Origin of the sequence: Exiguobacterium sp. s189 (genome assembly GCF_018617615.1) — a bacterium.
GTDB lineage: Bacteria > Bacillota > Bacilli > Exiguobacteriales > Exiguobacteriaceae > Exiguobacterium > Exiguobacterium aestuarii_A.
Map to the genome: position 1 here is coordinate 429,033 of NZ_JACSKM010000001.1, position 25,078 is coordinate 454,110.

The 25,078-nt window shown below is 49.1% G+C and carries 21 protein-coding genes; 12 read left to right on the forward strand and 9 right to left on the reverse strand.

Annotated elements, in window-relative coordinates:
- The first annotated feature begins 11 nt into the window (after positions 1-11).
- On the forward strand, positions 12-194 hold the full coding sequence (locus KNO99_RS02175; protein ID WP_214744853.1) for a hypothetical protein: 183 nt from the start codon (positions 12-14) through the stop codon (positions 192-194).
- Positions 195-237: 43 nt separating this feature from the next.
- Here KNO99_RS02175 and KNO99_RS02180 read toward each other — a convergent pair whose 3' ends face one another.
- Positions 238-1,137: a DMT family transporter gene (locus tag KNO99_RS02180; protein ID WP_214744855.1), complete on the reverse strand. Its 900-nt coding sequence runs from the start codon at positions 1,135-1,137 to the stop codon at positions 238-240.
- A gap of 325 nt (positions 1,138-1,462) precedes the next feature.
- Here KNO99_RS02180 and abc-f point away from each other — a divergent pair, with 325 nt between their 5' ends.
- Positions 1,463-3,307 (forward strand): ribosomal protection-like ABC-F family protein, encoded by a 1,845-nt coding sequence (gene abc-f, locus KNO99_RS02185; RefSeq protein WP_214744857.1) that lies wholly within the window; start codon positions 1,463-1,465, stop codon positions 3,305-3,307.
- Positions 3,308-3,373: 66 nt separating this feature from the next.
- Here the strand turns inward: abc-f and tnpB are convergent, their stop codons facing one another.
- The 3 genes from tnpB to KNO99_RS02200 all read right to left on the reverse strand — a co-directional run bounded on the left by tnpB (position 3,374) and on the right by KNO99_RS02200 (position 6,267).
- Positions 3,374-4,546 (reverse strand): IS200/IS605 family element RNA-guided endonuclease TnpB, encoded by a 1,173-nt coding sequence (gene tnpB / locus KNO99_RS02190; protein ID WP_214744858.1) that lies wholly within the window; start codon positions 4,544-4,546, stop codon positions 3,374-3,376.
- Positions 4,547-4,685: 139 nt separating this feature from the next.
- Positions 4,686-4,850 carry a hypothetical protein gene (locus tag KNO99_RS02195; protein ID WP_214744860.1) on the reverse strand — a complete coding sequence of 55 codons (165 nt, stop codon included), beginning with the start codon at positions 4,848-4,850 and terminating at the stop codon, positions 4,686-4,688.
- A 568-nt stretch (positions 4,851-5,418) separates the two neighbouring features.
- Entirely contained in the window at positions 5,419-6,267 is an 849-nt protein-coding gene (locus tag KNO99_RS02200; protein WP_214744862.1) for a Cof-type HAD-IIB family hydrolase, read from the reverse strand.
- A 134-nt stretch (positions 6,268-6,401) separates the two neighbouring features.
- Between KNO99_RS02200 and KNO99_RS02205 the strand changes: the two genes are divergently transcribed.
- From KNO99_RS02205 to KNO99_RS02230, 6 genes are all read left to right on the forward strand, one after another.
- Positions 6,402-7,916, forward strand: a complete 1,515-nt coding sequence (locus KNO99_RS02205; RefSeq protein ID WP_214744864.1) for a BCCT family transporter — start codon at positions 6,402-6,404, stop codon at positions 7,914-7,916.
- Positions 7,917-8,054: 138 nt separating this feature from the next.
- A complete protein-coding gene (kynU, locus tag KNO99_RS02210; RefSeq protein WP_214744866.1) occupies positions 8,055-9,329 on the forward strand; it encodes a kynureninase in 1,275 nt (424 codons plus the stop codon).
- A gap of 12 nt (positions 9,330-9,341) precedes the next feature.
- Positions 9,342-10,181, forward strand: coding sequence for a tryptophan 2,3-dioxygenase (gene kynA / locus KNO99_RS02215; RefSeq protein WP_074035540.1), 840 nt, complete (start codon positions 9,342-9,344; stop codon positions 10,179-10,181).
- Between the two features lie 15 nt (positions 10,182-10,196).
- Positions 10,197-10,820 (forward strand): arylformamidase, encoded by a 624-nt coding sequence (gene kynB / locus KNO99_RS02220; RefSeq protein WP_214744868.1) that lies wholly within the window; start codon positions 10,197-10,199, stop codon positions 10,818-10,820.
- A gap of 100 nt (positions 10,821-10,920) precedes the next feature.
- Positions 10,921-15,336, forward strand: a complete 4,416-nt coding sequence (locus tag KNO99_RS02225; RefSeq protein WP_214744870.1) for an ABC-2 family transporter permease — start codon at positions 10,921-10,923, stop codon at positions 15,334-15,336.
- Positions 15,337-15,342: 6 nt separating this feature from the next.
- On the forward strand, positions 15,343-15,636 hold the full coding sequence (locus KNO99_RS02230; protein ID WP_214744872.1) for a hypothetical protein: 294 nt from the start codon (positions 15,343-15,345) through the stop codon (positions 15,634-15,636).
- A 56-nt stretch (positions 15,637-15,692) separates the two neighbouring features.
- Here KNO99_RS02230 and KNO99_RS02235 read toward each other — a convergent pair whose 3' ends face one another.
- On the reverse strand, positions 15,693-16,850 hold the full coding sequence (locus tag KNO99_RS02235) for a glycosyltransferase (protein ID WP_214744874.1): 1,158 nt from the start codon (positions 16,848-16,850) through the stop codon (positions 15,693-15,695).
- Between the two features lie 46 nt (positions 16,851-16,896).
- Here KNO99_RS02235 and KNO99_RS02240 point away from each other — a divergent pair, with 46 nt between their 5' ends.
- Genes KNO99_RS02240 through KNO99_RS02250 form a run of 3 tightly spaced genes read left to right on the forward strand, consistent with a single transcriptional unit; the run spans position 16,897 to position 20,110 of the window.
- Positions 16,897-18,081, forward strand: coding sequence for a lipopolysaccharide biosynthesis protein (locus KNO99_RS02240; protein ID WP_214744876.1), 1,185 nt, complete (start codon positions 16,897-16,899; stop codon positions 18,079-18,081).
- Positions 18,081-19,220, forward strand: coding sequence for a glycosyltransferase family 4 protein (locus tag KNO99_RS02245; protein WP_214744878.1), 1,140 nt, complete (start codon positions 18,081-18,083; stop codon positions 19,218-19,220). The genes KNO99_RS02240 and KNO99_RS02245 overlap by 1 nt, the downstream gene beginning before the upstream one ends.
- On the forward strand, positions 19,217-20,110 hold the full coding sequence (locus KNO99_RS02250; protein ID WP_214744880.1) for a glycosyltransferase family 2 protein: 894 nt from the start codon (positions 19,217-19,219) through the stop codon (positions 20,108-20,110). The genes KNO99_RS02245 and KNO99_RS02250 overlap by 4 nt, the downstream gene beginning before the upstream one ends.
- Here the strand turns inward: KNO99_RS02250 and KNO99_RS02255 are convergent.
- Complete coding sequence (locus tag KNO99_RS02255; protein WP_214744882.1) at positions 20,064-20,666, reverse strand: response regulator; 603 nt, start codon at positions 20,664-20,666, stop codon at positions 20,064-20,066. The genes KNO99_RS02250 and KNO99_RS02255 overlap by 47 nt on opposite strands.
- A 43-nt stretch (positions 20,667-20,709) precedes the next feature.
- On the opposite strand from KNO99_RS02255, the gene KNO99_RS02260 reads away from it, so the two are divergent.
- Positions 20,710-22,047: a sugar phosphate nucleotidyltransferase gene (locus KNO99_RS02260; protein ID WP_214744884.1), complete on the forward strand. Its 1,338-nt coding sequence runs from the start codon at positions 20,710-20,712 to the stop codon at positions 22,045-22,047.
- On the opposite strand, the gene manA is transcribed toward KNO99_RS02260, so the two are convergent.
- The 3 genes from manA to KNO99_RS02275 form a co-directional block, all read right to left on the reverse strand.
- Positions 21,968-23,008 carry a mannose-6-phosphate isomerase, class I gene (gene manA / locus KNO99_RS02265; protein ID WP_214744886.1) on the reverse strand — a complete coding sequence of 347 codons (1,041 nt, stop codon included), beginning with the start codon at positions 23,006-23,008 and terminating at the stop codon, positions 21,968-21,970. The two genes, KNO99_RS02260 and manA, sit on opposite strands and share 80 nt — an antisense overlap.
- Before the next feature lie 168 nt (positions 23,009-23,176).
- Positions 23,177-24,088, reverse strand: coding sequence for a ribose ABC transporter substrate-binding protein RbsB (rbsB, locus tag KNO99_RS02270; RefSeq protein WP_214694925.1), 912 nt, complete (start codon positions 24,086-24,088; stop codon positions 23,177-23,179).
- 23 nt (positions 24,089-24,111) lie between these two features.
- Positions 24,112-25,077 (reverse strand): ABC transporter permease subunit, encoded by a 966-nt coding sequence (locus tag KNO99_RS02275; RefSeq protein WP_214744888.1) that lies wholly within the window; start codon positions 25,075-25,077, stop codon positions 24,112-24,114.
- Between the last annotated feature and the right edge of the window lies 1 nt (position 25,078).

A 25,078-nucleotide genomic window follows, 5' to 3' on the forward strand; every position in this document is an offset into this window, starting at 1 on the left:
GAGGAAAATCTATGGTTTTTATTATGGTTATGGTCATCGTTGTTGCAGCAATTGGTTCAGATACAATCATCAAGATGAAAAAAGCCAGTATCGAAGAACGTCGCCTAAAAATTGAAGAAGAGAAGCTTGCCATCCAACGTCTTCAACTCGAAATGAAACGCGAACAAGACAAGCTCGAGCATCATGGATTTTAATAAAAACGGTCGCCCTCTAAACATGAGGGCGACCGTTTTGTCGTCAAAGATTTCGTTCTGAAATGGGCAGTTGTTGTCGCCGTTCCGCGAGCGTCGACCACGTCACGGCCGTCATGATACAACCGGCACCGATAAAGAAATTCAGATGAAGCGTCTCATTCAAGATGAGCCATCCGAGCGTCCCTCCAACCAAAGGCTGGAAGAAGAAAAAGAGTGACCCGACACTCGCATCCATCAACTCAAGCCCTTTGTTCCAAAAGAAGAACGCCCCTGCCGTCGACACGACACCGATATATAGGACACTGAGCCAAAGGACACCATTCAATTCTGGAAAGCCGTTTTGCATGACCTCTATACTCATCAAAGGGGTCATCAGCAACCAGGCGACTCCAATCGCAAACGTCGTCAGTGTCAACGTCGATAAGGTCTGTGTTCCGATTTTCACGTAAATGGACATGAGCGCCCACGTCACGGCGGCTAATACGAGTATAAAACTGCCTACGCGATACGTCCCTTCCCCTTCCCAACCGACCACAATGAGAACACCCACCGTCGCCAGTCCGAGCGCCCCTACTTTGACAGGGGTCAATCGCTCCTTCAATAGGATTCGAGCGAATAAGACCATGAACGCTGGCGTCGCTGCGGTCACGAGGGATCCGGTATGCGCATCCGATAGCTTCGTTCCGATAAATTGAAACGAAATCGAAGCGACGTACCCGATGACACCGACGAGTCCAATCCATTTCCAATCTGTCCGTCGAATCCGCTCCCGTTCAAACCGAAGCCAGACAACAAATAGGACCATAAATGCAACAGCATATCGTAGCCAGACAAACGTGAACGGTTCAATATAAGCGAGCGCATACTTACTGACCACATACATCCCGCCCCATATACTCGCCGCAAGTGTCAAACTGAGTGCTCCTAGCCATTCTTTCCTCATGCTCTCGCCTCCTCAATGGCGACTATATACGACGTCCTTGTGTCCATTTCCTTTATTTTCATTGTCAGTCTCAAGAAAAACGCTTACAATCAAGACATAGATGAATGAAAGGAGGGAGAAAGGTGAAATTTGTCGGACGTACGCATTGGACAACTGAACATTTGTACATTTTGCGTGCGATTTTTCACGATGTCGCTTAATCAAGGGACCCGTCTGTCCTTTTTTAGACATTGCTGAATATACGACAAAGCGCCTCTCTCTCTAAACCGAGCGCTTCTTTGCGCTCGTTTTTTTTGATAGGCCCTGATCTCAGGAGGAACCTATTATGTTAATCGATTTACAACACATTCAAAAACAATACGGTGGTCACGCCGTTCTCACAGATGCGAATTTAATGATCAATGAACGCGAACGAGTCGGACTCGTCGGTCGGAACGGCAGCGGTAAAACGACACTGTTACGCATAATTGTCGGCTCTGAAGAGCATGACGCCGGAACGATTTATCGTCGGCAACGACTTTCCATCGGCTATTTGGTTCAGCTTCCCGACTATCCTGGACACAGTGGACGCGACGTCCTTCAGACCGCCTTCGAGGAAGTCCTTCGCCTTCGCGAGAAGATGTCTCGCCTCGAGGAAGAGATGGCGACGACCGAACAGCTCGAACGTCTTCTCGAAACATACGGAACGATCCAAGCGCAATTCGAACATGCGGGCGGCTACGTCTACGAGTCAAAAATCAGTGCGATGATTGACGGGTTGAAGCTGACCTCATTCGTGGACCAACCGTTCGATACGTTGAGCGGCGGGGAACGTACGAAAATCGGTCTCGCCTTGGCGCTTCTTCAGGAACCCGAGCTACTCATTTTGGATGAACCGACGAACCATCTGGATTTAGAAGCGATGACGTGGCTCGAATCCTATTTACAGGATTACGATTCAGCGCTCCTCATCGTCTCCCACGACCGTGTCTTCTTGGATGCCGTCGCCACGCGAATCGTCGAGTGTGAAGACGGCGAATTGACGAGTTATCCTGGAAACTATACCGATTTCGTCGCCCAAAAAGAAAAACAATTGCTCGATCAGTTCCATGCCTATACCGAGCAGCAAAAGAAGATTAAAAAGATGAAAGAAACGATTCGGCAGTTACGGCAATGGGCCAACGAAGGCCATCCACCGAATGAAAAGTTCTATCGTCGCGCCAAATCGATGGAAAAGGCTCTCGAACGAATCGAGCGGATCAAGAAACCACAACTCGAAGCCGACCAACCGAACATCCACTTCACAACGAACGGACGAACGGGACGTGACGTCTTCGAAGTAAGTGACGTGACACTCGCCTATGATCGTCCTCTATTTGAAGACGTGCATTTTTACACGGGACATGGAGAACGCGTCGCCATCGTCGGACCGAACGGGAGCGGGAAGTCTTCGCTGTTGAAGATGTTGCTCGGTCAAGTCGTGCCGCAAGCCGGAACCGTAAGGCGAGCTGATCAAGCCAAAATCGGTTATTTGTCGCAACACATCACGTTTGATGAGTCGCATCGGTTGATTGAAGCGTTCCGAGACCGAATCGCGGTCGATGAAGGAAAAGCGAGACATCTCCTTGCTCAGTTTTTGTTCTACGGACCGAGCGTGTTCAAACCTGTCTCAAATTTAAGCGGCGGTGAGAAGATGCGCCTCATGCTTGCAATCCTCGTCCATGAAGAAATCAATGTCCTCGTCTTAGACGAGCCGACGAACCACCTTGATATCGAATCGAGAGAGGCACTTGAAGAAGCGCTCGAACGTTTCCCTGGAACGGTCGTTACCGTCTCCCATGACCGCTACTTCTTGAATAAATTGTTCCCCATCACGTATTGGCTCGACGGGACGATGACGCGGTTTGAAGGTAATGTCGCTTATGCCCTCGACAAACGTGGACAGGAATCGAAAGAGGAACCTAAAACAGAACACGTTAAGCCATCGAAATCGGTGAAGCAGACGAAATCTACTCCATCCACGATTGATGAGGAAGCCCATCTGACTCAATTAGAGGCAGAACATCAGGAACTACTCCAACGGATGAATGAAGTGGATGACCTCGATGAATTGATGGCACTACAACGACAAGTCGATGCGCTGCAAATCGAAATCGATGACGTGATGACACGTTTACTCGAATTGTTTTGAACTACCCCCACCTACGCTTAGAGGTGGGGGATTCCTGAGTTATCCGACCTGACAGTCGGAACCTGATCAGGCTAGCCCCGTTGTCCCGACGGTTGAAAAAGCTAAAATACGTTCAGCTTCTTGTTTGAGGTTCAGTCCTGCGTTCACATCACGGTCGTGGTGGACCCCGCAAGCCGGGCATGTCCATTCACGCAATGCGAGATGTTTCACGTCTTGGTGTCGATGGCCGCAACTCGAACACAATTGGCTCGAGGCGAAGGTCTTCCCGACCTTCACGACGGTCTTCCCGTACCAACCGGCCTTGTACTTGAGCATGCGATGGAACTCCGACCAGCTCACTTCGGAGATCGACTTGCTCAATTTGCGGTTCTGCTGCATGTTCTTCACCTGCAGGGTCTCGATGCCGATGACGTCGTGGTTTTTGACGATTTCGGTCGACACCTTGTGCAGGAAATCAGTGCGTCTGTTGGCGATCTTCTCGTGGATGCGGGCGACCTTCTGCTTCTGCTTCTGGTAGTTTTTCGCCTCGGAGAGTCTCACCTTCTTGTTCAGGGCGATGCGCTGACGACGGGACAACTTGCGTTGCTCGCGGGCCAGTTTCTTCTCGAGCGTATGGAAATAACGGTCGTTTTGGTATACGGTTCCGTTTGATAGGATGGCGAAGTTCTTCAGCCCGACGTCGACGCCGACCGATGAACCGGTTTTCGGCATCTCACTGATCTCATGCTCTACGAGAAGGGAGACGAAGTATTTGCCCGAAGCCGTGCGTCGGATCGTGGCGTTCAGGATGCGACCCTCGACCTGTCTCGAGTTGGCGAAACGTACCCACTTCAGCTTCGGGAGTTTGAGTGTGTTCCCGACGATCGAGACCTCGGGGAGCTGGGACTTGCCCTGGATGTTCGCCGTATAGGATTGGACGGGATTACGCTTCGACTTGAAACGGGGATGACTTCCATCTTTCTTGAAGAACTTCTTATACGCGTCGGCCAGGTGTTTGACACTGTTCTGGACGGCCGTGCTGTCCACTTCCGTCAACCAACCGAATTCCTGCTTGAGCATGGGAAGGTCTTTCGAGCAGGCATCATACGACAGTCCCTTGCCGGTCGCTTCATGGGCCGCGTCCCATTTCGACAGGAAATGGTTGAACACGAACCGGGAACAGCCGATCGTCTTGGCGATCAGGACCTCCTGTTCCTTCGTCGGATAGATCCGGAATTTATAGCCCTTGTGCTTCACCATGTGACGGTCACCACCTTTGAAGATATTTTACCCGAAGAAAAGGCTGGCGATTCATCTCCCACTTTCACGTAAGCCCTGTCCTTAACGTTTAGAAGTGGGAGTATTCTCGCTTAATTTTGATCAAGAGCAGCGGCACCCATCAAGGGCGCCGCTTCTTTTGCTCGAGTCGAGTCTGTATGAGATAGCCGATTACCGCGATGGCCATCAACCCAATCGGGAGTATACGGTAAAGACCTTCCGTCGTTCCCGTGGTCAAAAGAATCATTCCACTCAGGAACGTCCCCAACCAATATAGCTTTGGCATATGATCCCTCCATCGGTTGCATTCACCCAATAGGATACCACAAGAAAAGCGCCCTCACTCGGCGCTTTTCTTGATTCTCTAGTCCCCGGACTTTCATCCAATCAAGCCCCGCTCGATTGACCGTCCCATCTATGATTTGGTTCGACTAGAGATGTCCAAGCCAGCGTGACGCATCATTCGAATCGGTTCATTGTCGATTGGCTCACTAGTCGTCTTCCATTAAACGAAATGAAATCGAACAGGTGACTCGTAGACATTTGGATTGAATGGGCACAACAAGACTTGGCACCTATACTGTCCACTTCTTGCGCGGATCATGTGGAATTCCTTATACAAACAGTCTGTCTGGTATGCTTGCTCGTATGACAAGCAGAGGCCGACGCATCATCGTTTGGAATACACGATTCACGCTCATATGGACTTTTCCCATCCCTTCCATCCATAAGCGACAGGTGACGAAAGTGCCTCCCCGTTCCCCGACTCATTTTAGAAAGTGAATGGTTACATGTATACAATATCCGTTTTAAGTGAGATTCAATCCTCGTTCACGATTTCTCCATAATCCTAATTATACATAGTGCGTCAGCGCATAAGCGACTCCGTCCTCTTCCACATTTTTTGTAATATGCGTGCTCAAATCTTTTAGCGGATCCACAGCATTTCCCATCGCAATCCTTGTCTCTGCCACTTCAAACATCGACACGTCATTCAAATTGTCTCCGATGGCAACGACATCACCCATTGGAATCTGATAATGCTCCGCTAGTTGTTTTAGCGCCGCTCCTTTACTCGCATGAGGATGTCCAATCTCAATCTTCGTCCAACCCGCCGTCGTAATCAAAATGTCGTTCCGTGGTTCATAAACTTTGCGCAAGCGGTGTAGCTTTCGGCGATCGAACGAATAGACAAATACTTTGTACACTTCATCTCGTGCAAAGTCGATGTCTTCCATCGAGTCCATATATGTCAGACCAAACTGTTCATTTTGAATTTCAATCTCACGTTCCGCCCACTCGCGGGTGAACGATTGATCATGTGGCAGCACCTCATCGAGTTCCCGTTTTAATAAATCACTCCCCGAACGGAGCACTTTTACTCCCACGTTCGTATAAAATTCGACGTACGCATCATCTGCTTTCGCGATTTCCCATAGCTCGTCTACAACCGTTTGATCCATCGCATGATAGTAAATTCGCTCGTTCTCATAAAACCCAATCGCTCCGTTACCTGACAAAATCGGACAGACGAGGTCACTCCGCTTCAATAGCTCTTCGATATCATGAATCGAACGTCCTGAACAAATGGCGACGATGTCACCATTTTCTTGTCGACGACGAATCGCTTCCTGGTTTGCCTCTGTAATCACACCCGTGCGCGATAACAGCGTCCCGTCTAAATCAATCGCAATCAATTTCATAGTATTCCCTCCTCTTTGGTTCTTTTCCCGATTCACCTATTCACAACACGATAAAACGCACCTCCTGTTTGCAACGTGAAGATTAGGGAATCGTTTATTAGTCCTACATAATATTTTTTTGAAAGGAGACATCTATGAAGGATTCTACACAAAAGCCACGTTTGAATCGCGTCTTTTACATTTCAGCAAGTTTGATCGCCTTACTCGTTCTATTTGGAGCCATCGCTCCAACCTCGTTTGCTACAATCGCAGGATTTATTTTTAACTTTACGACTCGCTCGTTTGGTTGGTTTTATTTACTGTCCGTCTTCTTGTTTGTGCTCTTTTTAATATTTTTAGCGTTTAGTAAATACGGAAAAATCCGTCTCGGGAAAGATGACGATCGTCCTCAATATCCGTTCTTCACTTGGATCGGTATGTTATTCTCCGCTGGATTCGGTGTCGGACTCGTCTTTTGGGGTGTTGCCGAGCCGATGAGCCATTTCTTCACGCCACCGTACGCGGATACGGAGGCACTGACGGTTGAGGGAGCACGTCTTGCGATGGCCTATTCGTTCTTCCATTGGGGTGTCAGTCAGTGGTCTGTTTTTGCGATTGTCGGACTGATCATCGCCTACTTCCAGTTCCGTCGTAATGCGGACGGACTCATCTCGACTAGCCTTTCACCGCTTATAAAAGAGCGACCGTACAAACAACCGTTGAACCAGACGATTGATATTTTAGCGGTCATCGCCACTGTCATGGGTGTCGCGACGTCACTTGGTTTAGGCGTTCTACAAATCAATGGCGGACTGAACAGCGTATTCGGGCTCCCGAACACCGCTTGGATGCAAGTCGCCATCATCGTCGTCTTGACTGCCCTCTTTTTAACATCGACGACGACAGGGCTCGATCGCGGCATCAAGTGGTTGAGTAACATTAATTTAGGGACCGCACTCGTGTTGATGGTGTTTGTCTTCTTTGCCGGTCCAACCATCTTCATCCTAGAGACTCTTACCCTTGGCTTAGGTGACTACTTACAGAATTTCATTCGCTATAGTCTTCGTCTACAACCGTATCAGCAAGGGACGTGGGTCCGAGACTGGACAATCTTTTACTGGGCGTGGGCCATTGCTTGGTCACCGTTTGTTGGAGCGTTCGTCGCGCGTGTCTCACGAGGACGCACCATTCGCGAGTTCATCGTCGGTGTCCTCATCGTTCCTCCGTTCATCGCACTCTTATGGATTGCCGTGTTTGGCGGCACTGCCCTCCATTTAGACTTATTCGAAGGGACTTCTATCGCCGAAGCCGTCAATGCGGACGTGACGAGCGCGTTGTTTGTGACGTTTGCCGAGCTTCCGTTCAGTTTCATTCTCTCAGTGTTGTCGATTCTCTTGATTTTGACGTTCTTGATCACATCGGCCGATTCCGCTACTTATATCATCAGTAGTATGACGACAAACGGAAGCTTGAATCCTCCCCTCCCCGTTCGCATCGCCTGGGGTGTTTTGTTAGGAGGAATCGCCGCCGTTCTATTGATTGCGAGCGGCTTAGAAGGACTTCAAACCGCATCGTTGATTTCCGCCTTGCCGTTTACCATCATCCTTTTGTTGATGGTCTTCACACTATTCAAGCTACTCCGACAAGAGAATGTACGAAAAATAAAATAAGCTACACTTCTAAACGCTCAAGATCACGCTTGAGCGTTTTTTAGTTTGTCTCACCGACACTTCGTTGTTTGTTGACTTCCTCATGACCGATTGCTACGATTTTGACAACGTACACAGCATGAAGGGGGAAATGGGGATATGAACGATTTCACACGTGCCTACGCACAACAACTAGACAAACAAGACCCGCTCGCATCGTATCGGGAAGAATTTTACTTACCGGAAGACGGGATTTATATGGATGGGAATTCACTCGGTCTCTTATCGAAACGAGCCGAGCGCACGCTCCTTGAATCACTTGCGGACTGGAAAGAACTCGGGATTGATGGCTGGATGTCGGGACGTCATCCTTGGTTCAACCTGTCCGAAGAGTTGGCCGCACTGAACGCGCCGCTCATCGGTGGAAAGCCGGAAGAAGTGATGGTCACTGGTTCGACGACCGTGAACTTGCATCAACTTGTCGCTTCGTTCTTTAAACCAGAAGGCAAACGCACGAAAATTTTGGCAGACGCCCTCACATTCCCGTCTGACATTTACGCTTTGAAGAGTCAGCTCGAACTGCGCGGACTCGACCCTTCGGAGCACCTCGTTCAAGTCGACAGTCCGGATGGGCGTTTCTTAGTAGAAGACGACTTGATTGCCGCGATGACCGACGAGATCGCCCTCATCGTATTGCCGACCGTCCTCTATCGGAGCGGTCAGATTTTAGACATGCCGCGTCTGGCGAAAGCGGCGCACGAACGTGGCATTTTAATCGGATTTGATGCTTGTCATTCCGTCGGTGCCATCCCTCACGACTTCCACGACTGGGGTGTCGACTTCGCTTACTGGTGCAACTATAAACATTTGAACGGTGGTCCGGGAACGGTTGGTGGCTTATTCGTACATGAACGCCACTTCGGCACGACACCAGGACTCGCTGGATGGTTCGGTTCTCGCAAAGACAAACAGTTCGATATGGACCATACGATGACACCGGCTGAACATGCCGGCGCATTCCAAATCGGGACGCCACACGTCATGAGCCTCGCTCCGCAACTCGGTGCCCTCGAGATGTTTAACGAGGTCGGGATGGAAGCGATTCGTCAAAAATCACTCGCCCTCACGACATATATGATGGAGTTGATTGAAGACATGCTTGCACCACACGGGTTCTTCATCGGAAGCCCGACAGACACACGTCAACGCGGTGCCCACTTGAGCCTCGAGCACCCTGAGGCGGCACGCATCTGTAAAGCATTGAAAAAACATCACATCATCCCTGACTTCCGGGCACCGAACATCATCCGTCTCGCACCGGTCGCATTGTATAACACGTTCACCGATGTGTATGACGTGATTGTGACGTTGAAGAAAATCATGGATGACAAAGAATATGAGGCGTTCGAGAACGTCCGCGAAGTGGTCGCATAAGGGGGAACTGTGATGAGTGAACGTATGGAACATAAAGTGGAAAAAACGATTCAAACCGACTTCTCTAAAGATATGTCGTACGGGGACTATCTCCAGCTCGACCCGATTTTATCGAGCCAGCATCGCCTTTCCGACCATCACGATGAGATGCTCTTTATCATCATCCATCAGACGAGCGAGTTATGGATGAAGCTCATCTTGCATGAATTGACGGCAGCTACGACGGCCATCACGAACGGGGAGCTCGAGCGCTCATTTAAGATGCTCGCTCGCGTTTCGAAGATTCAGCAACAACTCATCCAGTCATGGGGCGTCCTCGCGACATTGACACCGGCCGAGTATTTAGAGTTCCGAGACCAACTCGGCTCTTCATCTGGTTTTCAGTCTTACCAAAACCGACAGATTGAATTCGCGCTCGGCTTCAAAAACGCACGGACGCTCAGCGTCTATGCGCATGATGAAAAACTATATCCACTGCTCGAAGGGTCGCTTCAAGCACCTAGCATTTATGACGTGACCGTCCGTGAGATGCATCGCCGTGGTCTTCCGATTGATGCGAGCGTGCTCGAACGAGATGTCACGCAGGACTGGGAATGGAACGAGAGTGTCGAGAAGGCATGGGTCGAGGTCTATCGCGACGTCGACACGTATTGGGATTTGTATGAGCTCGGTGAAAAGCTACTCGATATCGGAAGCCAGCAACAGATGTGGCGCTTCAACCATATGAGTACCGTAGAACGCATCATCGGACAGAAGATGGGAACAGGCGGCTCGTCCGGTGTGAACTACTTGCGCCGCGTGCTCGATCATCGTTTCTTCCCAGAGCTTTGGACGGTCCGAACATCATTATAAGAGGAGCTGAACGAAATGACATGGATTGATGTATCCCAACCGCTTCATGCCGATGTGACGACATGGCCGGGAGACACGAAGTTTTCGTACGAGATCGCTTGGCCGATGGCACAGAGCGGTTCAGTGAATGTCGGGAAAGTAACGATGAGTTTACATGTCGGGACGCATATCGATGCCCCATTTCACTTTGACGACCACGGGAAGCGTGTCATCGACCTCGACCCTTCCCTCTATATCGGTCCAGCCCGTGTCATTCATATGCCACATAAGTCAAAAATTGAAGCGTCTGACTTGGACGGTCATGACTTGACCGGGGTCGAACGCCTCATTTTGAAGACGGATGGTTGGCCTGATAAGAGCATCTTCCCAGAGACAATTCCTGAACTGACACCGTCTCTTGCCGATCGTCTCGGAGAACTCGGAATCTTTTTAATCGGGCTCGATTTACCATCCGTTGATGCGATTGACAGTAAAGAGATGGGTGCCCATCATGCGTTAGCACGAAATGGTGTCCATATATTAGAAGGGCTCGTCCTAGACGACATCTTGCCGGGAGATTATGACTTGAACGCCGTCCCGCTCCCGATTGTCGAAGGTGACGGAAGCCCCGTTCGTGCACTGCTTCGCCCCATGTCTTAATGAGATAGCCGGAATCGGCTGTCTCTTTTTTGATTAGACAGGGATAGTCCAACGTTTGGCGAAATAGATGACATACGTGATGAAAGGAGGCAGATCGGATTTGCAACGCATCTTATCTACACTACGAAACGGTCTGCATACGTACCGTTACGACCTCATCGCCTTGACGATTATGCTGGCATGCATCCTCGTCTATGCGTACCCACTCTTTTCGTCGGGGATGGTCGTCTTTAGTGATATCGCTTTCGGTCTATCGTCCGACCGTTATATCGAAGAGATTTTCGGTGCCTGGAATGAACGATGGAGCACGACGACATTGTTGAATGTGCCTCGACTCGTCTTCATCGCACCACTGTATGGATTAAGTTTATTGTTCGGTGCATCTGGACCATTCTTAATCAAATCATTCATCTTGACGTTGCTCATCGTCTCGGCACTCAGCATGTATGCGCTCGTCAAACGACTTCATTCGATTTATATCACGAAACACTTTCAGTTGATGACACTCATGACATTCACGCTTGCCGGGCTCTTTTATGCGTTGAACCCGTGGATCATCACACGCATTCAACATATTTATCTCCTGTGCGGCTATGCGTTGTTCCCGTTCGCACTTCTACTCTTCTTTAACTTGTTCGACCCGAAATTCCGACGTCAGCTGGATCCAGACTTTTCGTTTAACAAACGACTCTCACCGAGAATTTGGATCGATGCCATCGGGTTGTCCGTTGTGTTCATGTTCATGTCTGCCGGAATCCATTACTTTTTCTTCTCGGCCATTTATATGGGCATCATGCTCGGTCTGATTGTACTCAAAACGCTTTGGACCGAACGGAAGACGCTATTGTTCAAATCGTTTCTCTTTTACTACGTCCGGCTCATCACAGCGGTCGGGTTCGTGTTCATCTTATTCAACGGCTACTGGTTCTTCATGTATGTCGGTTCCATCCTGTTCGGGGCCCAAGCGTCCCAACATAATATTAACGTCACGGAGACGTTGATGCTGTTCAGTCGAAACTCGTCGATTGAGAATGTGCTCTATACCATCAGTTATTGGTGGCCGATGTTCGACTTGCACACACTTCCGCTGACGTTTTGGGTGGCAGGAGGCGTCTTACTCTTCTTCATCGGAATCGGCTTTCTCGGAAGCTATAAACGACCGATTCACCTGTTCTTCGGCTTACTCGGCATCGGTTTGATCATTTTTGCGACTGGAACGTATGAATGGGTCGCGACGGCGTTCGTTGCGCTCGTCACGTACACACCGTTGATCGGTCCGATGTTCCGCGACCCGAACAAGCTCGTCGGTCTATTGATTGTCAGTTACAGTTTATTGCTTGCGCTTGGAATCGGAATCGTCGACGCCAGACAGTCCAAATCGATTCCCCGACCGCTCTATCGCGGCATAATCTTCATCGGTAGTTTTGTCGCATTGACCCTCTTTGTTGATCCGTATCGTACCGTCTATATGGAAGGTTTTTATAAACCGGTCGACGTTCCTGAAGAATACGCGACCGTACAACAAGAAATCGATGGGAAGTGGCTACAGTTCCCCGTTGCCGATGAGATGACCCAGCCCATCACCGGGGTGGCGACACCGAGATGGAACGAAAATCCCGCACTCGGCGAGACGGTCAAACCGACCGGGGACTTCCATGTGTACAGTTCGCTTGAAAATACGGTGTTCCATCATGAAGGGTCGACACCTGCGATTCGTTATCTGTTTTCACTCTTACAATACTTGTTCGATACAGGACGTTCAGACGAGGCAAGTAACTTGATCAAAGTGTTCGGTGTCGACCAGTTCGCATATCGGGATGAATATTTAGGGATGGAAGAGCGGCAGCAGTTCAACTTAGAGGTCCTTGCCTCGCAACGTGATTTACTGCGAACTCAACAAGTCGGTCTGTTCACTTTGTTCGATGTCGTCGCCCCGCTCACCGATCGGACCGTCCCGCAGCTTATCGTGACGCCTTACGGAATCGATCGTTCCATCACATATGGAACGATTCCTGGATATGAGCAAGGGAAACAATCGATTTTATTCACGACACAGCGACATAGTGACGACTTTGATTGGATTCGTAAGGGTGATGCGATTGAGATGATCGAACAAAAAGACATGCTGCTCAGTCAGGTGCCCGATGACTATTATTGGAAGCCGTTTGAGGCAATCGATTCCGCCAACCCGTTCCTCACATGGGGCAAGACCCTTTTCGCAAACAGTGACTGGCGTTGGTATCAACAAACACAAGGGGTGAAAGATCCTGCGTTCGATCTTGATTTCGGCGACGGTGTCGGGCTTTCGTTCGCTTCTGCCCGAATCGATGCCCCCCCTTACGAGCTCGATGACTTGTCGACGAAACAAGTCGCTTCATTCAATTCGATGCTCGAAGATGAGACATTCTTTAAAGCGGATAACCCGGATATCGTCGAGCTGTCACCTAACCCGTTGTCTTCGACGAACGACTTACCCATTCTTCAAGCCGAAGTCGCCAAAGGAGATCCGAACTACATTTGGCAAGTCGCGAAGTCCGGCCCCTTACCAGCACTCCCGAATAACGCCTATCGGTTCGATATTGTCGCATCGGGTCGAGGGGTCGACCGCTTGCACGTGAAAGTCCGCTTCTTCGATGCATCCGGTGAAGAAATCGACCAGACTTACGTCGTCGCTCCGAGAGATTCCGGGAATTTAGACGGAATTCACCTTCGCGGAGAATACGTAACGCCACGGGCTGCCGAGACGATGCGCATCGACTTACTAAGTTATCAAAGACCAGAACGGAAGACGTACTGGTGGATTCACGATGTTCAAATCGAGAGTTTCGAGTCACACATGGTGCCGAACACGTTCTCCATCACGAAAGAGACACCGCCAGGCCGCTATATCGGGTTCGCGCGTGTCTTGATGAATCAGAGTGGCGGACAGCTTGACGTCACGATCAATGACGACGAGCAAATCGTCGAAACAACCCGACAAACGGGGGCACGGCTCGAGTGGGTGCCGCTCGGAATACAGGATGTCGATACGAATGAAACGACCATCACTGTCGAGAATACGGTCGGTTTCAATGCCATTCAAAACATCGTCTTCTTACCAGAGGAAGAATGGAAGGCGTTACAGCAATCACTCCAAAACGTATTAGAGCCTACGAACACGTTCATGGTTCTCGAAGGTGAACAAGATTTCGATTATAACGGGACGATCCAGTCTGAGCGCAACTACCCGTCTCTCAGTTTCGGGAAAGGCGTCTCACTCACATCCGGTACGTTGTCTCGTACAATCGATGTGGCAGAGCCTGGTGATTACCGTTTCCACCTCAACCTGACACCTCCTGTTTCAACAGATGGGACGATTCGCTTACGACTCTTACAAAACGAAGAAGTCGTTCAAGAAGAGACAATCAGCGTCACGGCGATGCAGCAACTGCCTGATGTGAAAACAGATATCGGTACACAGACGGTCACGTATGACTCCCTGCGTCGTAACTTCCCATACCAACTTCAGTCACTCGAAGATGTGCATCCGACATTAAAACGGTGGACGCCGAGCACATTCGAGATGGAGCCGGGATCATACACGCTCGAATTGACCGTAGACAGTAACGTGCCGTCACGAATCGAGTTGGAGGACTTACGAAAGTTCGACCCGAACGAGATTGTTGTGACCGAACCACTCGCGACACCTGAAGCTGCCGCGACGTGTGCGACCTGTGTATCCATTACAGACGATATGTTCGAGTCCACGGTGGAAGATGACACGTTTATCGCATCATACGAACCGACCTGTTCTTGTGACTGGTATATCTTCGCATCAGAACAAATCGAAGCACTTCCCGACCGAGAATATTTGGTCGCTTTTGACGCACGGAGCGAACAAATTCGAAATCGACATGTGAAGATGTACTATCTTGACGAGGAACGTCGCGTGATCGGGACCGACTTCATCAGTGAAGTGGAAGAGTATCGGAAGTCGACATGGAACCACTACGAACAGATTTTGATTCCACCGAAGGGAACCGACTCGATGCAACTTCATATTTGGGCGCGTGGAAATGTTGAAAATGCAGGACGACTGGAGATGAAGAACTTGAACGTCGTCCGCTACGACCACCTTCTCCTGACCGATCAAGTGACCGTCGAGGAAGTGACCGAACGTCCGCTACTCGCTACAACAGAAGCCGAACCTCTTGATGTGACGCGAAGTGTCATGAAGCGGACGGTCTCTCACGAAGATTCACTCGGCCGCTTCACGTTAAACGACTCCCCATCTCCATTGTTCGAGCTCTCGACCAGTGAAGGGGCACAGCGCGGTGAGGTCGCATTGAATGGGGTGACACAACTGTACATGTCTTCTGAACGTGACGTACAGGTGAATGCCGTCTTACGTCTCGTCTACTTTGCGGGCATGACCCTTCTGTTACTCGCCACACCTGTCTCGTTCTTCTTCTATTGGAACGCGCGACAGGAAGAGCCGCTCCTTCGCCGAATACGACAGCGATTTAAGAAAGGGTGACGGCTCATGCTTCGGAGTTTCCTGTTGACGGCTTTAATGAGTTGGACGGTGATTCTTAGTGCTTGTACGATGGGTGACGAAGACACTGTGATTGAAGACCGACAAGGCAACACCCTATGGATTGCGCCATCTCATCAAGACCCTGAGGAACAGTATGTGCTACGGGAGGTGACACTTACTTCGTCGACGATTGTCGACGGGAAACCCAACCACCTTGATACACTGAACGTCGGAGATGTTATCACGATTGAATATACAGAGACGGACTCTTCGATCGCTGAATCAATTACCCACGAATAAGCCCAAACAAAAGCCCACGTCCAATAAACGACGTGGGCTTTATGCGTGATGTACGTTTATCGTCTTGCCCGACTGACAGCTCGCTGTCGTCGTAAAAGAAGGACCATCGTCTTGAGGAACGCAATCGAGTCTTTCACGAGATCGACGTGAGACCCTTCCCGCTCGATACAAGTCACCGGCTGTTGATAGACGCGGAGACGTTCTTTTTTGGCGGCGTACATCATCTCTAAATCGATGGCGAATCCGCTCGTCGCGCTCAAATACGGAAGTAACCGTGGAATCGCCCGACGATTGATGATTTTAAGACCCGTCTGAGAATCCGACACACCTTCTGGTAAAAACGGTTTTGTGATGGTTCGTTTTGCGAAACTGACAAATTTTCGGACAAAGCTTCGGTCTTCAATCGTCAAATCTTTCGTCCCGATGACGATATCGTAATAATCATTTTCCGCAATACTCAGCAGTTGAGCGATGTCATCGACTTTGAACGAATTGTCCGCATCAACGAACACATAATATTCGCTCGAGATATGCGTCATCCCTTCGATAAAGAGACCCGCTTTTTTCGTATTCTGCTTTAACTCATACATCTTTAAATAATCAATTTTGAACAACGTGTCCGTCGCGTTCATGACGATATCCCGATACTCCTGTAACAAGTGTTTCGACTGATCGGAGGAGGCATCGTCCACAAAGTAGATGGATCCGTGCAAATAGTTCCGTTCAATCATTTTGGTAAGGGATGTCAAAAAAGCATGAATGTGTGAAAACCGTTTCTCTTCATTGAAAATTGGTAATATAAAGGCTACAGTCCCTTTTTTCACAGCATATTCTGGATGAATGATATTTTGAATTTCAGCTAACAGTTCATCTGTGTATTCTTCTCTATAATAAAATATTCTAAATATCCCATTCCCTAACAATTGTTTGAAGGGGAAGTTTCCTTTATGTCGAATAACGTCATCAACCCACAGAATCGACGACTGGGGATGATACGTTCGTAGTGCTGCCGCTACTTTCAATCCTGTGTCATAGTCAACATAATCAATCACGTACACTTTAATTTGCTCTTTCATGGCACGAATGTCTGGTGAAATTTTCGTTTCAGATGATGTACCTGATTCAGAAATAATAAGTTCGTAGTGCGGAATAGACGAAGCATACGGAATATTTCGTTGTTGATCTGTAAAAATCACTACTTTACCTTTATCCATCACATTGTCCTCCTTTTAAGATTGACGAATTGAAAGAGGTGATTGTATGAAAGCTGTCATGAGTCGTTATTCGATTTTACTCATCTTCCCTGTTCTTGATGCGTTACTAAATATCATCAATTACTCGTATCATTTCTTTTTAGCCCGCGGTTTGACGAGTCAAGATTATGGTCTCTTAAACGCTTATCTCGCCCTTCTCGGACTGTTACTTATTATCGGGAGTGCCGTCCAATGGATTGTCACCCGAAACCTAGGACAACAAATTGCGACCGATTACCGGTATATCGAACGAATTATCTTACTCGTCGCAATGGGTTTATCCAGTGTACTCTTTATACTTATCCCATATATTCTTCCTTTATCTAGGATTAACCTCTTTTTACTTGCAGTTACAGTATTTTTCCATATCCTCGTGTCATTCCGGCGTGGGGTCTTGCAGGCAAATGAACGATTTTATGCCCTCACCCTTTCTTATTACGTCGAAGCGATTGTGAAAGTGGGCGTCACGTGGGTTTTTCTCGAACAACTGGATATCACGCTCGCTTTGATTGGGATTTTGATCGGCATGATTCTCACATATGGACTCAGTATCTGGCAAACTCATTTCCCAGAAACGGCTGGAGACAAACAGTTCCATGGCTTGTTCCAACTCATCCATGTGCAGATTGTCATGACACTCTTCTTCTCGGTCGACAGCTTACTCGTCACCTTATTCTTTCCATCGTTAGTCGGAGATTATTCCGTCAGCCTACGCTTTAGTCAGCTCGTCTTGTTCGTCTGTCTGTCGATTTTCCAAGTCCTTTTGCCACGTCTGAGCCGTGCGGCCGAGACGGATTCATTCCTCTCGTTTGAGCGTACCGTGTTCCGATTATTATTGACTGCCCTTGGCATCATCACCGTTCTATATTTCTTGATCATCCCGTCGATTGTACCGATTTTCTTCGGTCAAGGATATGACGAGGCAGGCTATTTCGTGCGCTATATGATTTTCACCTATATCGGCATCATCATCGTGCAATACGAGGCGATGTTGCAATTCATCTTACGAAACAATCGGTACTTGCGTTGGTATTGGGCGCTACTCTTCGTCTTTCTCGTTGCCTTATTCCTATTCCGGCAATCGATGGAGATCTGGCTTTTGGCACAAGCGGTCGTCTTACTCGGAGGGTCTCTACTCCTTCGTTTCCGCTTCCATTCTGAGCGACGCCAACAATTAAAGGAGGAATCGTGATGAAACCCACTTTATTATGTCTCTCATGGCGAGACATCAAACATCCGAAAGCAGGAGGAGCCGAAGTATTCACGCATGAGATGCTAGCTTACGTGGCCCCTCGTTACAACATCATCCATCTGTCCCCTCATATCGAAGGACGTGAGGATGAGGAATGGATTGATGGCGTTCGCTATATTCGCTCCGGTACAGATATGACGAGCATCTTAGAGGCACGGCGCTACTACAAAGCAAACGAGGATGATATCGACCTCGTCCTCGACCAGATGAACACACACCATTACTTCACGCCGTTCTATGTGCCGGCACACAAACGTGTTCTCTTCATCCATCAATTGACGCGTGAGATTTGGCGAATCAACCTACCGCCTCCCGTGTCATGGGTCGGTGCATGGACGGAAACGAGTCGTCTGCGTCTCTATCGGCAAAACGATGTCTTGACCGTCAGTCAGTCGACGGCAGATGACCTCGTCGCCGTTGGGATTCCAGAGTCGCACATCACGATTTTGCCGGAAGGACTCAACTTCACACCGTGGCCAGAAGAAGAATGGTTTGAGAAAGAAGAGCATCCCACGTTCTTATACGTCGGGCGCATGTCCGCCTATAAAGGAATCAATGATGCCGTCAAGGCGTTTGTATCAATCAAGCGCGATTTCCCGACCGCACAACTGTGGATCATCGGGAAGAAGAACGAGGCGTACATTGCCGAACAACTGGATCCGATCACGCCTGAGGATGTACGGTCGGATATCCATTATTTTGGCTTTGTAAGCGAAGAAGAGAAACTCGAACGCATGAGTCGGGCGACAGCCCTCCTCTTTCCGTCCCGTCGTGAAGGATGGGGCTTGACCGTCAGCGAGGCCGCTGCTGTCGGGACACCGACCATCGTGTACGATGCGCCGGGACTTCGGGACGCGGTTCAATATGGAAAACTCGGTTACATGACGATGGCACAGACCGCAGAGGCGCTCGCGCTCGAGATGAGACGCTGTTTGAACGATCACGATCATTATGAGGTCGTGAGGCGTGATGCCCATGCATTTTCAAAAACACTGCAATGGAGTCGCACCGGCGCGGCATTTGAACAATGGTTGAATCAAAAGTTAGGAATCTTGATTCAGGAAGGGAGAACATCATGATTGGAATCGCAATGTCTACGTATTGTAACGAGGAAATCATTCGAGAAACGATTCAGTCCATCCAACAACAAACAGCCGAGTTTGTCTGTGTGATTGCAGATGACGGCTCGACCGATCGAACCGTCGAGGTCATGCGAGAGTTGACTATAGACGATGACCGCTTCATCATCCTATCGCTTCCTCATGGAGAGCGTGGAATCGCCCGTAAAGAGGCAATCGGTCGTCTTCGTGAACTCCACGTCGATGTCTTGTACGTCATCGACTCAGACATGGTGTTGACCCAAGGATTGTTGACGAGTTGCCTGCTTTACCTTAAGCATCACGAAGAGGTCGGAGCGCTCGTCATCCCAGAAGAGGCCTATAGCACATACACCAACTTTTTCTCCAAAGTGAAGGTGTTTGAACGGAATCTATTCCAAATCCCAGAAGAACGGATTGATGACCGCTCCATCGAGGCGGCACGGTTTTGGCGGATGGAAGCATATGAGGCATCAGGCGGCATTAATCCCGCTCAAATCAGTTTTGAAGAGACGCAACCGACCATTCGTTACATTCAACAAGGTGGAATCATCCGACGCGCCACGTTCACCGCTGTGAAACATAACGAGAAGGAAGTGACGCTCCAAAATCTACTCGAGAAGAAGCGCTATTACTTCCAAGTGATGCCACAAACGCTCGAGACAGAGGAAGGTGGGTTCCGGAAGGCACTCGCTCGCTGGTATTTCTTCAGACCGGTGCTCTATCATCCGTCCAACCTCAAAAAATATAGACGACACCCTGTATTAACATTAGGGGTCGCCTACATGTACCTTCGATTAACGATGATTGGGGTATCGCAACTCTTTACCCACAAGTTCGGGAAGAACGATCCCTTGACTGATACAAAATAAATTCTCCGTATTGCGTCGGGATGACGAACCGTTTCAGCTCGTTCGTCTCCCCGGATTCGAACGGAACGACAAGATTTTCCGAGCTGACTAAGTCTCCGCTCTCATAAAACAGACAGTATGCCTGTCCAAGATCGTCTAGAAACTCCGTCAACATATCTGCGACTCGATACTTATTCGTCTTCATGTTAACGGCTTGTTGACCGACATCCTTGATGACGCGGATCACATATTCATCGATTTTCATCGGTTTTGTCATGATGCGCTTGACGTTTCCATAGTTGACGGCCGCGATCAACGTATGGGTATGTGTGTAGTCCGTCAATACGATTTGATGAATGAGCGGGAACTTTTTCTTCACATACGATAATAATTCGACCCCATCCGTATGGGGAAGTCTTAATTCGGTGATGACGACGTCGATGTCGCTCGACTCTAAAATCTCAATCGCTTCCGTCGCTTCCGTCGCTTCAAAAATGAGTTCTCCTTCTTTCATCAACAGACGAGCCAACGTCTTTCGCGTATGCTCGTGCGGTTCGACGAGTAAGTAATTTGCCATGTTGTGTACCTCCGAAATTTTAATCGAGAAAGGGTGTCACGAAATGAAACTACTCTTACTATCAGGTGGATCTGGAAAGCGTCTATGGCCACTTTCAAACGATATCAACTCGAAACAGTTCATTCGATTACTTGATGACGGTCAAGGTGCCAAACAATCGATGATCGAACGGGTCTTCTCCCAACTAAGTGACATGCAATTAGATCGGGATGCCTTTATTTTAACAAACGCGCATCAACGCGATGCCATCGTTTACCAAATCGGGACCGACGCCAATATCATCACCGAACCGAGTCGTCGAGATACGTTCCCTGCTATCGTGCTCGGCGCTAGTTATTTGAACGAACAACGTGTCGACCCGGATGAAACGGTACTCGTGATGCCGGTCGATGCTTATGTCGACCTTCGTTTCTTTGAATACTTCCCTCAAGTAGATGAAGCGGTACAAGCGAGTGACGATGCCTTACATTTGATTGGGGTCACTCCCCTCCACCCGACATCGAAATACGGATACATCGTCCCAAACGAAACGGCTCAAATCTCTTCCGTTCGCTTGTTCCAAGAAAAACCGACCGTCGACGTGGCGGAACAGTTGATTGAACAAGGTGCATTATGGAACTGTGGAATCTTCGCTTGTAAGTTGCACTTGTTGCTCGATGAACTGACGGAGCGAAACTTACCAACGACATATTCAGAACTCACGACCTGCTACGATGATTTAGAAAAAACGTCGTTCGACTATGCCGTCGTCGAACATGCGGAGTCCGTGTTCGTCCATCGTTACGATGGAGATTGGAAGGACCTTGGGACATGGAATACCTTGACCGAAGAAATGACGTCCACCACCCACGGTCAGGTTGATTTGTTCGAGTCGACGAACACACATGTCATCAACGAGTTGAATCTTCCGTTGATTGGAATTGGACTCAAAGATCTCGTCGTCGCCGTCAACGCGGACGGGATTCTCGTCTCGACGAAAGATGCGACGCCACAGTTGAAAGATTATCTAGCCTCCTCTGATGACTATCCAAAGTTCAAATGGAAGCGCTGGGGACAATCCGAAGTGATTCATCACGAGACGCTCGCGGACGGTCACCACAGTGTGACGCGACGGATGCTCGTCCAGGCTGGGAAAGAACTCAGCTATCATTATCACGAAGCGACTGATACGATTTGGACGATGCTTCAAGGAACGGCTACCGTCACAATTGACGGACAATCGTTTGAGGCGAAGCCGACCGACGTCATCTCGATTCAACGCGGTGCGGCTCACACGCTCAAAGCTCACGAAGACGTCGTGTTCATCGAGGTTCAGTATTCAAACGATTGGACACTCGACGATGCTTGTCCTGTGCCGTCTCCACTTGATAAACAGTATTGACGCGATGCGTTGTTGGAACAGGAACTTCACTTGTGACGATTTCCACCTTCCCGGTGAACAAGTGAGGTCCTTTTCCTTTTGGAACGAAATAGTGCTCTCCTGCTCGGATGGCTTGGACGCCATCTTCACCTTGCACGAACCCTTCACCCGAAACGACCGAAATCAATCGGAACGTTTCCGATTGTTCTAAAATCGCGGGGGTGCCATTCACTTGGTGTCGCATGATTTTGAAAGATGGTTTTGAAATTAATTCGGTCGTCAACGCATCTTTTAAATCTGTCCGTACGAGTTCGTCTGTCCGACGATCCGGAATGTTCATCACTTCCACGGCTTTCTCGATATGAAGCTCACGAAGACGACCCGTGTCATCCACTCGATCAAAATCGTAAAGACGATATGTCCGGTCACTCGTCTGTTGAATTTCAAGCAACACGACACCCGGACCAAGAGCGTGAACGGTTCCGCTCGGGATGTAAATGAAGTCACCTTTTTTCACGACTTGCGTCTTCAGACGAGTCGCCCATTCTTTTTGTTGCACACATGTATATACCTCTTGTTTCGTTCGGAACGTATGGCCGACGATAATCTCGGCATTCGGTTCTGCGTCTAACACGTACCAGCACTCTTCTTTCCCAAACTCTTCTTGTTCGAGACGTTGCGCCTGCTCATCGTTCGGATGGACCTGGACCGATAAATAGGCACGCGCGTCGAGTAGTTTGACGTGTAACGGAAACGTCGCGAATGGATACGGACCGAATAGTTCTAAACGGTGGGCATCCCATAAATCCGCGAGCGTCTGTCCTGCAAATGGTCCGTTCTCAAATGTGGTCATTCCGCTCGGATGTGCGGAGGCAGCCCAACACTCGCCAATCTTCCCTTCCGGTAACGAAAGATGAAATAACGTCTCTAACTGACGGCCACCCCAAATACGTTCTTTAAACACCGGTTTGAGTTTATACATATGTGCTGCGTTTCTCAAAAAGAAGAAACGACTCCCCCTTCCTGTATTTTACCTAGATATACCCTTAAAAAGGGAGAAACTATCCAATTTATGAAGAGGGATATGTGAACATTGAAAAAACCTCACGAGCTCTACCCGAAATCAAGGCATCGTGAGGTTTCATTTTCCTTATTTGATTAATTCGAGTTCGACCGGGATGTTCTCTTCCACCGTTTCACCCTTCAAATGATTGATTGCCGCTTCTACACCCAATTTACCAATCTCAGCTGGTTTTTGGGCAACCGTTGCTGCCATCGTCCCACCTTCGACCGCTTTGACCGCATCGTCTGTTGCATCGAATCCGATGACTTTCACGTCACTCATTCCAGCCGCTTCAAGTGCTTGAACAGCACCGAGTGCCATCTCATCGTTATGTGCGAATACAGCGACGATGTCTTTATTGTCTTGTAAAATATTCTCCATGACCGTCAATCCTTCTGCACGGTCAAAGTTTGCAGATTGTTTTGCCACGACTTCCAATTTCCCATCGATTGCTTCGTTGAATCCTTGTCCACGGTCACGTGTCGCTGACGCTCCTGGAATCCCTTCGAGTTCGACGACTTTTTGACCTTCGCCTACGAGTTCAACCATATAATCACCCGCCAACTGTCCACCCGCGACGTTGTCTGAAGCGACGTGTGCGACCACTTCACCAGTCTCTGCGTTACGGTCTACCGTAATGACCGGAATGCCCGCGTCATTTGCTGCTTGTACCGCTGCGCCGACTGCTTCTGAATCTGTCGGGTTGATGAGAATCAAATCCATTCCTTTTTGAATCATATCTTCAACGTCATTCACTTGTTTTGCGGCATCGTTTTGTGCGTCCGCCACTGTCAACGTCGCATCCATTTCGTTCGCCTGTTCTTCTGCGCCTTCTTTTAATGCGACGAAGAACGGATTGTTTAATGTCGAGATGGATAAGCCGATTTCATAATCCCCATCTTTCGTTTCCGTCTCAGACGTTGACCCCGGTTGTTCAGTCGAGCAAGCTGCCATCAGTACCATAGTCAGTGCGAGTAGCCAAGCTGTCCATTTTTTCATGTTCCGTTTTCCCCTTTCGCGTATTACGCGTTTTGTCGACGATCAAGCAATACTGCAAACAATATAACTGCACCTTTTACGACGAGTTGGAAGAAAGATGATACGCCGAGAAGGTTCAATCCGTTGTTCAACGTGCCGATGATCAGTGCCCCGATCAATGTTCCGACAATCCAACCTCGGCCACCTGCAAGGCTCGTTCCCCCGAGAACGACCGCCGCGATAGCATCGAGTTCATATGACGTTCCTGCCGTCGGTTGTGCGGAGTTGAGACGTGATGTCAAGATGATGCCCGCGAGTGCAGCAAGCATACCCGATAGCGAATAGATCATGATTTTGACTTTATTGACGCCAATCCCCATCAATTTTGCCGCTTCTTCATTTCCACCGATCGCGTAAGTGTGACGACCAAATGTCGTCTTTTTCAAAATGAAATAAAGAACACCGAACGCGAGTAACATCGTCAATGCCGGCACCGGTATAATCCAGAAGTAGCCACGTCCGAGCATCTCGAACCACCCAGAATTTCCGAGACCGGTAATCGGTCGCCCATCCGTATAGACGAGCGTCAAACCTCGGTAAATCGTCATCGTGGCCAATGTCGCGATGAACGGCGCCACTTTCCCGTACGTGATGACCGCCCCGTTAAAGGCCCCAAGAACGGCACCCGCAATCAAGCCAAGTGCAACGGCCATGACCGCATGTTGACCGTCCACCATCATGCCTGCTACTAATGCAGAGGCGAGTGCTAAAATCGACCCGACCGATAAATCAATCCCACCTGTCAAGATGACGAATGTCATCCCGAAGGCAATCAAGGCATTGATGGAAACTTGTCGCAATACGTTAAAGATATTATTTAATGATAAAAATCCAGGTTCGAGCGCGGTCACGACGACGACGATGACGAGTAGACCAAACAACGGTCCTAATTTTTGTCCCCATCCGAGTCGACCCGGGCGCTTCAGTGCAGTCGCTGCTTTCAATTCCATG